The organism is Streptomyces oceani (assembly GCF_001751245.1).
GTDB lineage: Bacteria > Actinomycetota > Actinomycetes > Streptomycetales > Streptomycetaceae > Streptomyces > Streptomyces oceani.
In genome coordinates, this window is record NZ_LJGU01000091.1 from 53392 (window position 1) to 63628 (window position 10237).

General features: G+C 72.6%; 8 protein-coding genes. 1 reads left to right on the forward strand and 7 read right to left on the reverse strand.

Translation table 11 applies throughout. From position 1 onward, the window contains the following. Positions 1-1728, reverse strand: a 1728-nt coding sequence (locus tag AN216_RS01235; protein WP_070194712.1) for an ATP-dependent helicase, incomplete at its 3' end; no start/stop codon positions are given. 273 nt (positions 1729-2001) lie between these two features. Between AN216_RS01235 and AN216_RS01240 the strand changes: the two genes are divergently transcribed. Next, complete coding sequence (locus AN216_RS01240; protein WP_070194682.1) at positions 2002-2244, forward strand: mycoredoxin; 243 nt, start codon at positions 2002-2004, stop codon at positions 2242-2244. Positions 2245-2327: 83 nt separating this feature from the next. Here the strand turns inward: AN216_RS01240 and AN216_RS01245 are convergent, their stop codons facing one another. The 6 genes from AN216_RS01245 to AN216_RS29875 form a co-directional block, all read right to left on the reverse strand. Next, positions 2328-2780 (reverse strand): hypothetical protein, encoded by a 453-nt coding sequence (locus AN216_RS01245; protein WP_070194683.1) that lies wholly within the window; start codon positions 2778-2780, stop codon positions 2328-2330. A gap of 46 nt (positions 2781-2826) precedes the next feature. Then, positions 2827-3171 carry a hypothetical protein gene (locus AN216_RS01250; protein ID WP_070194684.1) on the reverse strand — a complete coding sequence of 115 codons (345 nt, stop codon included), beginning with the start codon at positions 3169-3171 and terminating at the stop codon, positions 2827-2829. A gap of 62 nt (positions 3172-3233) precedes the next feature. Further along, entirely contained in the window at positions 3234-4172 is a 939-nt protein-coding gene (gene nudC, locus AN216_RS01255) for an NAD(+) diphosphatase (RefSeq protein WP_070194685.1), read from the reverse strand. Positions 4173-4248: 76 nt separating this feature from the next. After that, positions 4249-5649 (reverse strand): M20/M25/M40 family metallo-hydrolase, encoded by a 1401-nt coding sequence (locus AN216_RS01260; RefSeq protein ID WP_070194686.1) that lies wholly within the window; start codon positions 5647-5649, stop codon positions 4249-4251. Between the two features lie 92 nt (positions 5650-5741). Further along, entirely contained in the window at positions 5742-9155 is a 3414-nt protein-coding gene (locus AN216_RS01265) for an ATP-dependent DNA helicase (protein WP_070194687.1), read from the reverse strand. 102 nt (positions 9156-9257) lie between these two features. Beyond that, on the reverse strand, positions 9258-10237 hold a 980-nt coding region (locus AN216_RS29875), incomplete at its 5' end, for a RecB family exonuclease (RefSeq protein WP_244502268.1).

Genomic DNA, 10237 nt, shown 5'->3' on the forward strand with positions numbered 1-10237 from the left:
GGCGCGCGCGCCGCCGGCCGATCCGGGCCGTAGCCCGCTGAGGAAGCGGCTCGGCCGGCGTCCGGCCCGGCCTCCTGGCGAGCGGGCGAGCGCCCAGGACAGACTGAGGTGACTACGGGCGCGGGTGACGCCGACGTACAACAGTCGGCGCTCCTCCTCGACCTGCTCCTCGGTCTTGGCGTAAGTGATCGGCATCATGCCCTCGGTCAGGCCGACCAGGAACACCGCATCCCACTCCAGCCCCTTCGCCGCGTGCAGTGAGGCGAGGGTGACGCCCTCGACCGTCGGGGCGTGCTGGGCGTTGGCCCGGGCGTCCAACTCCGCCACGAACCCGCCCAGAGTGGCCTCGGCATCCGCCCGCTGGAAGTCCTCGGCCAACCGCACCAGCGCCGCCAGCGACTCCCAGCGGTCCCGTGCGGCACCGGAGCCGGCCGGTGGTTCGCTGCTCCACCCCCGCGCCGTCAGCACGGCACGCACCTGGTCGGCCAGCCCAACCGCGGCGTCCAGCAACGCGTCGTTCCCTCCGGCACGTGCCGCGCCACGCAGCGCCACACCCGCCTCCCGCACCTCAGCACGCTCGAAGAAGCGCTCCGCACCGCGGAGTTGGTACGGCACGCCGACATCGGCCAGCGCCTGCTCGTATACCTCCGACTGGGCGTTGACCCGGTAGAGCACGGCGACGCCACTCGCGGGCACCCCGGAGTCCAGCAGCTCCCGGACACGGCGTGCCGTCCCCTCCGCTTCGGCCGGCTCGTCGGAGTACTCGCTGAAGACCGGCTCGGCCCCACCGGCTCGCTGGGAGACCAGTTCCAGGCGATGCTCGGCGGCCCGCCCGCGAGCCTGCCCCAGCAGACCGTTGGCCAGCCGCACGACCTCCGGGGTGGAGCGGTAGTCGCGGACGAGCCGCACCACCGTGGCCTCCGGATGCTGGTTACGGAAGTCCAGCAGGTGATCCGGAGTCGCGCCGGTGAAGGAGTAGATCGTCTGGCTGGCGTCACCCACCACACACAGGCTGTCCCGCTCGCCCAACCACAACTCGAGCAACCGCTGCTGCAACGGGCTGACGTCCTGGTACTCGTCCACCACGAAGTGCTGGTACTGCGCACGCACGGTCTCGGCGACATCCGGCCGGTCCTGCAACACACCCACCATGAGCAGCAGGACGTCCTCGAAGTCCATCGCGGAGCGGTCCCGTTTGAGCCGTTCGTACTGCGCGAAGATCAGGCTGGTCTCCGCCGGGTCCCGGGGGGCCTCCCGTCCGGCCTTCGCCAGCACGGCCGGATAGTCCTCCGGAACGGTCTGTGTGACCTTGGCCCACTCGATCTCGCTCGTCACATCGCGCAGTTCGTTTCGGTCGAGCCGAATCCGGGTCCGTGCGGCGGCCTCGGCCACCAACTGCACCTTGCGCTCCAGCAGTCGTGGCGGCTCCCCGCCCACCGCACGGGGCCAGAAGAACTGTAGTTGCCGCAGCGCCGCCGAGTGGAACGTCCGCGCCTGCACCCCGTCGGCGCCGAGCTGGCGCAGCCGCCCCCGCATCTCACCGGCGGCGCGCTGGGTGAAGGTGACCGCGAGGACGCTGCCGGGCGACAGCACGCCGGCACGCACGCCGTAGGCGATCCGGTGGGTGATCGCCCGGGTCTTGCCCGTGCCCGCGCCCGCGAGGACGCACACCGGTCCACGCAGCGCCGTCGCGACCTCGCGCTGCTCGGGGTCCAGCCCTTCCAGCACCGCGTCGGCGTCCCGGGGCGGGAGCACGAAGTCGGCGTGGTCGGCCGGGGTGAAGAGAGTGGTTTCCGAGGTTTCCGAGGCTGCTGTCACCCCACCATGCTGTCAGGTCACCGCGAAGCACCGCCTCAGTTGTCCACAGGCGGCAGCAACTGATCGCATGAATGGGTCGTTGGCGCGATGGGAATGGTTCGGCGACGCCGTGCGTTCCCCGGGCTGCAGTCGTTGAAGGCGTCCCCGGAGGGCGCCACGGAACACGAAGGAGCGCGAGGACCCATGCCGGGAACCGTGACGATGTACAGCACCACCTGGTGCGGCTACTGCCGCCGGCTCAAGGGCCAGATGGAGCGGGAGGGCATCGCGTACACCGAGGTCAACATCGAGCACGACCCGGACTCCGCGGACTTCGTGGAGAAGGCGAACGGGGGCAACCAGACGGTCCCGACACTGCTCTTCCCCGACGGCTCGACGCTGACGAACCCGAGCCTGGCCCAAGTGAAGCAGGCGCTGGGCGACTGACCGCTCACTCCGCCGCCCCGTCGGGTCGTGCGGCCCCCACCACCGGCCGGTGATGCCGCCGGTCGGTGGGCGGAGGGCCCCTGCTACGACCGTACGGATACAGCCGGACACTCGAGGCGGTTTCCCGCGTCCGCGAGGACAGAGTGCCTCTCCAGCGGCCCCATGGTGTGCTCCGTGCTGAGGTTCGGCAGTACGGCGCCGAGCCACGCCAACTGCGTAACGAGGACGGCGATTCCCAGGACGACGCTCACGAGCGCCAGGCCGCTCCGCTCGCCCGCTCCACGGCGGGCGCGCAGGAACCCGAGCCCGCCGTAGAGGACTCCAAGTGCCCCCAGAACGGGTTTGCCGGCGGTCAGGAGGGCCAGCAGCAGGGGCGCCAGGTCACCGTTCGCCGCTCCGGAGAGCACCAGCGCCAGCACCAGGCCGTCCAGCGACAACCCGCCGACGCCCAAGAGCAGGCCCGTGCGTCCCCGGTCCTCCGGCGAACCGGCCCAGGGTGTGCTCGCTGACCACCGTACGGATAGCCGCCCCGTCATCTCTGTCCCCCCGATACCTTTCCCGTCTGGTACCGCCAAGCGTGGCTCACGCGAGTGCCCGGAAGGCGAGGTACGTCACCGCCACGGAGCAGACCGTCCCGAGCGCCCCCAGGAGCATGGCCACCGCCGCGTAGTCGCCCGCGCGTCCCACACGGTCTCTCCTACGCCAGCCCCACGTGCCCAGGCCGAGCGCGAGCGAGCCAGCCAGCAGGCCGACCAACGGCCCGATGACGAACGGGATCACCAGGAAGGGCGCCACCACGCTGGCGAAGCCCGAGCCGAGGGCGGTGCTGGCGACGCGGTGTGTCGTCCGGCCGGACTCCCCTTCGTCCGCCAATTCCCCCGCTGGCGTGTCCGGGACCTCATGGGTCTCCCCCGCGTCACACATCATAAGGCCCCCTGCGTCAAGTCGTTCTGGACGGTGCCGGCGCGCCGACAGGCCACGTGACCCGCTCACCGCGGCCGGGGCAGCGGCTCTCCGTACCACAGCTCGACCAGCCGGGCAGCGATCGATATGCCGGACAGCGGCAGCACCTCACCCGCCTCGATGGCGGCCCCCAACTCCGCGCGGGAGAACCAGCGGGCCTCCTCGATCTCCTCGCCGTCCACCTGGATACGCGGCGAGGTGGCGCGCGCCATGAAGCCGAGCATCAGGCTGGACGGGAACGGCCAGGGCTGGCTGGCGACGTACTCCACGCTCCCGACGGTGACCCCGGCCTCCTCCCCGACCTCCCGCACCACGGCCTGCTCGACGGACTCGCCGGGCTCCACGAAACCGGCCAGCGTGGAGAAGCGCCCCTCCGGCCAGTGCACCTGCCGGCCGAGCAACGCGCGATCCCGGTCATCGGTCACCAGCATGATCACCGCGGGGTCGGTACGCGGGTAGTGCTCCGCACCGCAGGCCGCGCACCGCCGGACGTGTCCCGCCGCCGCGATGCCCGTACGCGCCCCGCAACGGGAGCAGAAGCGGTGCATGCGCTGCCAGTTCTCCAGCGCGACGGCGTGCACGAGCAGGGCCGTGTCCCGCTCCGGCAGCAGCGCACCGGCTTCCCGGAGCCCGGCGGGGCGCGCGACCTGATCCATGCGCCCCGGCAGAGTGTCCTTCTGCAGCGCGAAGTAGCGCACCCCGTCCTCGGCGGTTCCGAGGAAGTACCGGTGTGCCTCGGTGAGCGGGGCCTCGAAGGAGGGCATGGTCACCAGTTCCGCCTGTCCGTCCGCGGTGTCCTCGACCAACGCCTGCCCGCCGGACACCACGAACACCCGGGTCGTGGGGTGGCTCCACGCCGCCGCGAGCCATGCCTCGTCGAGCCGCTGGTGGGCCGCGCGGTCGATGGCTCCGGCGCCCGTCATGGCGATCGGCCGGTCAGCGGCGGAGTCGGTCCAGATGGTCACGGTGGCTTGCGCTTCCCTTCGGTTGTCTGCCGGTTCGGTTGTTCGCCGGTGGTCGTGTTCCGCCGCCGGCCGGCGGTCATCGCGGACGCCACCGCGAACCCAGGTCCTCCCACAGGTACGCGGCGGCCTCAGCCCCCTTGAACAGCAGCTCCAACTCGACCTTCTCGTTCGGCGCGTGCCAGCCGTCCGACGGTACGGAGATGCCCAGGAAGAGCACCGGCGCCGCCAACACCTCCTGGAGATCGGCCGCCGGCCCCGAACCACCCTCCCGGGTGAACCGCACCCGCTTGTCGAAGGCCCGGCCCATCGCCCGCACGAGCGAACGCAGCGCCGGGTGGTCGAGCGGGGTGAGGCACGGGCGGGTGGCGCCGGAGAAGGTCACCTCGTGCCGGATGCCCGCCGGCAGCGCCCCGGTCGCCCAGTCCCGTACGGCTCGGCGCACATGCTCGGTGTCCTGACCGGCCACGGTGCGGAAGGAGAGCTTCAACCGCGCCCGGGCCGGGACGATGGTCTTGCCGCCGGGCCCCTGGTAGCCGCCGCTGATGCCGTTGACCTCCGCCGTCGGGCGTGCCCAGATCCGCTCCAGCGTGGAGTAGCCGGCTTCGCCGAGGGTGGCGTGCGAGTGTGCGCCGTCCAGCCAGGCCCGCTCGTCGAACGGCAGCTGGGCGAACAACTCGCGCTCCTCCTCGGAGAGTTCGGTGATCCCGTCGTAGAAGCCGGGGATCGCGACGCGGCGTTCCGGGTCGTGCAGCGCGCCCGCCAGTCGGGCCGCCTCGGTCGCCGGGTTGGGAACGGCGCCACCGAAGGAACCGGAGTGGATGTCCTGGTCCGGCCCGTACAGGTCGATCTGGCACTCCACCAGTCCGCGCATCCCGGTGCACACGGTCGGGGTGTCCGCGGACCACATGCCGGTGTCCGAGACGATCGCCACATCGCAGGTGAGCTGCTCGGCACGCTCCCGCAGCAGTTGCGGGAAGTTCGGCGAACCCGCCTCCTCCTCGCCCTCGACCAGCAGCTTCAGGTGGACGTCGGGCGCCGTGCGACCGGTGGCCGCGAGATGGGCGCGGACGCCCAGGGCGTGTAGGAGGACCTGGCCCTTGTCGTCGGCGGCGCCACGGCCGTACAGCCGCCCCTCGTGACGCTCCGGTTCGAAGGGCTCGCTATGCCAGCCGTCGGCTCGTACGGCTGGTTGCACGTCGTGGTGGCCGTAGACGAGCACGGTGGGCGCCGCCGGGTCCGCGGCCGGCCAGTGCGCGAAGACCGCTGGATGTCCGGCCGTGTCCCATACCTCCACCCGCGGGAATCCGGTATCGACGAGCTTGTCGGCCAGCCAGTCGGCGCTTTCTCGGACCGCGTCGGCGTGGGCGGGGTCGACGGACACGGAGGGGATGCGCAGCCACTCCACCAGGTCGTCCAGAAACGTGTCGCGCGTCTCGGTGACGAAGGTGTGGACGACGGTGTCCGGGGTGGCGCTCATACGGCCGAGCCTATCGGTCCGCGAGGCCACCCGGACATCCGGCCTTTCCGGGGCAATCCACCCGTGGCACGCGACCGTACGCGGTCTCCCGCTCACGTGGAGCTGTCCGGATCGGCCTCCGGCGACTCGGGCTCCGGTGGCTCGGGCTCCGGCGACTCGGGCTCCTGGCTCAGCAGCCGCTCCAGCTCCGCGCGCCCGGGCAGCGCGGGCCGTACCAGCTCGCCCGTGCGGACGTACAGGAAGGCGGCACCGACGCGCTCCGGCGGCAGGCCTCGCTGCTCGGCCCAGGCGAGGCGGTACACCGCGAGTTGCAGCGGATCTGCGTTCTGCGTGCGGTTCGTCTTCCAGTCGACGATCTCGTAGGCGAGCTTCCCCGAGGCGTCGTCGCCTTCGCCTCCGTCTTCGCCTTCGGCGTCCGTGCGGTAGACGGCGTCGATCCGGCCACGCACCGTACGGCCCGCCAGGGTGAGTTGGAACGGCGCCTCCACCTGGTACGGCGTGCGGTGGGCGTACGGGGTGCGCGCGAAGGCGGCCTTCAGTTCCGCCAGGTCCCGCTCGTCCGCGATCTCGACGGACGGCTCCTCCCCCGGCTCCCCCGCGCCGGGCAACTCCTCCGGCCCGAGCATGGGCAGCGTCAACTCCTCGAAGCGGGCCTCCACCCACGCGTGGAACCGGGTGCCGCGGCGCGCGGCGGCGGGCTGCGGCGGCCGGGGCATGGGGCGAGCCAACTCGCGGGCGAAGCCGTCCGGGTCCGCGGCCAGCCGCAACAGCTGGGAGGCGGACAGCGAAGGCGGCAGGGGCACCTCGTGCACGACCGTTCGGGAGCGGCGCAGCTCGCCGGTCAGAGCGTCCAGGTCCCGGTCCCAGGAGCGGATGAGGCGCTCCTCCTCCGGGGCGACGGTGGCGGCGCCGCCGTCCCTCTCACCCACCTCACCTGCCTCGCCGGCCTCATCCGACTCACCCGTCTCGTCCCGCTGGCTCGGCTCGTCCCACCAGTCCCGCTCGTCCGGCGGGGACCGCCGCTCCAGGTGCGACAGCACCACCGACGCGGCCTCCCGACGCCGGGCGAGCGCGTCCGGGTCCAGCGGCAGTGGCCACTCCCGCTCCTCCGCCGCCTCCGCCAGGGCCGGATTCTCCGCCCCCTCCTCGGGGGCGTCCGCCCAGGACTCGACCTCGCCGTGGGCCGTGGCGGACTCGCAGTGGGCACGCAGTTCCTCCAGGAACGGCGAGGGGCCGCGCCGCTTCTTCTGGGTGGGCCCCCACCAGTGTCCGGAGCCGAGCAGCAGCGAGCGGGCGCGGGTGAAGGCGACGTAGCCCAGCCGGAGTTCCTCGGTGGCCTGATGGTCCCGCAACTGTGTGGCGTGATCCTTGCTGGCCTGGGCGGACCAGCCCGCCATGCTCGGCAGCGTGTCCGCGTCACCGCGCAGCGGGTACGGCAGGACACCCGGCCGGGTCAGCCAGGACTCCCGGGCCCGCGCGCTCGGGAACTGCCCGGTGACCAGCCCGGGCACGGCGACGACGTCCCACTCCAGACCCTTGGCCTTGTGCGCGGTCAGCACCTTCACGGTGTTCTCGCCCCCGGGCAACGAGCTGTCCAGGCCCTGCTCGTACTCCACCGCCGTACGCAGGAAACCCAGGAACGCGAGCAACGAGGTCTCGCCGTCCAGGCTGGCGAACCGGGCGGCCACGTCCAGGAAGGCGCTCAGGGTCTCCCGCCGCCGGGCCGCCAACGCGTGCGGGGAGGCCGAGAGTTCGACCTCCAGCCCGGTCACCGCGAGGACCCGGTGCAGGACGTCCAACAGCGGGTCGGCCAACGACCGGCGCAGTTCGCGGATCTCCGCGGCGAACCGGGCGAAGCGTATCCGTGCCTCGGTGGAGAACGGCAGTTCGTCCTGACCGTCGTCGCTCAGGAAGGTGTCCAGGGCGTCCGCCAGCGAGATCACCTCGGCCGGGTCGGCGCCCTCCACCGCCGCGGCCAGCCGTTGCCGGGGATCGTCCGGCTCACCCCCCGCGCGCGGTACGAGCAGCCGGGCACGCCGCCCCAGCAGCGCGAGATCACGGGCCCCGATACGCCAGCGGGGGCCGGTGAGCAGGCGTACGAGCGCGGCGTTCGCGGTGGGGTCCTGCAGCACCTCGCACATCGCGACGAGGTCGGCGACCTCCGGCAGGTGCACCAACCCGGACAGCCCGACGACCTCCACCGGGACGTCCCGCTCGACCAGCGCGGCCTGGATCGCGGCGAAGTCGGTGCCGGTGCGGCAGAGCACCGCGATCTCGCCGGGCGGCGTGCCCGTACGGACCAGGTGTGTCAGCGAGTCGGCGAGCCAGGCCAACTCCTCGGCGTGGGTGTCCAGCAGCGCGCAGCTCACCTGTCCGGCCTCTGCCGCGCCCGGCGCGGGACGCAGCGCCGCCACGCCCGCGTGCCGCTCCCGCAACGGCGTGGCGAGGCCGTTGGCGAGTTGGAGCAGCCGCCCGCCGCTGCGCCGGTTCTCGCTCAGCGCGAGCCGACCGGCCGGCTGCCCGTCCGGGTGCCGGAAGTGCTCGGGGAACTGGTCCAGGTTGGCCACGGACGCGCCACGCCAGCCGTAGATGGCCTGGCACGGATCACCGACCGCGGTGACGGCGTGGCCCGTACGCCCTCCGAAGAGGCCCGCGAGCAGGACGCGCTGGGCCACCGAGGTGTCCTGGTACTCGTCCAGCAGCACCACCGGGAACTCCTCCCGCAGCAGCCTGCCGACCTCCGGGACATCCCGCGCCAGGGTCGCGGACAGGGCGATCTGGTCGCCGAAGTCCAGGAGGTCACGGGTGCTCTTGCGGGCGCGGTACTCCTCGACCAGGTCCAGCAGTTCCGTACGCGCCAGGGCCGTCTCCGGAATCCGGCGCAGCTCCTTGTTGGTCAGCTCCGTCTCGGCCAGGGTGGCGCGCAGTTCGGCGTCGTGGGCGCGCAACCGCTCCGGCGGGACCAGGTGCTCGGACAGCTCTCCGTCCAGCGCCAGGAGGTCCCGGATGTGCGTACTCAGGCCGTTCCGCAGGCCCTCGAAGGGCCCGGTCGCCGCGGCCAGCACCCGGCCGGCCAGCTGGTAGCGGGTGGCGTCGGCGAGCAGCCGTATCCCGGGCTCGACACCCAGTCGCAGGCCGTGCTCGGTCAGCAGCCGCCCGGCGAAGGCATGGTAGGTGAGGATCTGCGGTTCGCCGGGCGGCTCGTCCGGGTCGACCGGGTCCGGATCGGTCACGCCGGCGCGCAACAGGGCGGTGCGCACGCGTTCGGCCAGCTCGCCGGCGGCCTTGTTGGTGAAGGTGAGGCCCAGCACCCGCTCGGGGGCGACCTGTCCGGTGCCGACGAGCCACACCACCCGGGCGGCCATCACCGTGGTCTTGCCGGAGCCGGCGCCGGCCACGATGACCCGCGGAGCGAGCGGAGCGGTGACGCAGGCCAACTGCTCCGGAGTGAACGGGATACCGAGGAGCTCCTTGAGCTGCTCGGTATCGGTGAGCTGTGCGGACACCCCTGAGACGCTAGCGCCCGACACCGACAACCCGCGAAGCGCGGGAGGTTTATCCGGTTTCACCCGCTATCGGGGCGCGCTTCCACATCCGCGTTCGATGACCTACTCCACCACCTGGCCCCCCTCGGGGCGCGCGCTACAGGCGCTCCGAAAGGCACAGAAGGCGCAGTGCGAGCCGGTGTTCGGGGTGAAGCGTTCGTCCAGCACCCGCCCCGCGGCGGTCGCCAGCAGCGCGCGGGTGCGTTCCGACTCGGGCAGGTCCTGTGGGTCGGGCGGCTCCTGCCGCTGCACCGTGGGCAGCGCGTCCCCGCCGGCCTTACGGGTGGCACCCAGCCGTAGCTGTACGAGTTCCGCCCCGCCGGGCGGTGGCCGCTCACCGCCGAAGAGCCCGTCGGCGGCGCCCTCCCGAACGGCCAGCTGGTAGACGGCGAGCTGCGGATGCTCCGCGATCTCAGCGCCGCTCGGCTTCGTCCGACCGGTCTTGAAGTCGACGACGTACGCCCGCCCCAGCGCGTCGCTCTCCACCCGGTCCATGCTGCCGCGGATGCGCACGGCGTATTCCCCGGTCTCCCCCGCCCGCAGCGTCACGTCGAAGGGGTGCTCGCTGCCGACCGCGTGTCGTGCATCGCCGCGCTCCATGACATGCCAGCGCAGGAAGCGCTCCAGGGCGGCCCGCGCGTTCTCCTTCTCCTGCCGGGACTTCCAGGGCGCCTCGAAGGCGAGGCCGTCCCAGACGGAGTCGAGGCGCTCCAGGAGCACGGACAGGTCGGCGGGCGTACCGCCGGAGGCCACCTCGTCGGCGAGGACGTGCAGCACGTTGCCGAAGCCCTGAGCACTGCTGGCCGGCGCGTCCGCGTGCACCTCCCGGCCCAGGAACCACTGCAACGAGCAGGTGCGCGCCAGCTGTTCGAGGGCACTGCCGGAGAGCGCGACCGGCTGCTCGGGGTCACGCAGCGGAGCGGCGGAGCGGGTCGGCTCGTACAGGCCCCACCAACGGTGCGGGTGAGCGGCCGGCACGAGCGGGTGGCCGTCCTCGTCCCGCAGGCCGGCGAGCCGGGCCAACCGCTGCGCCGCGGCGTCCC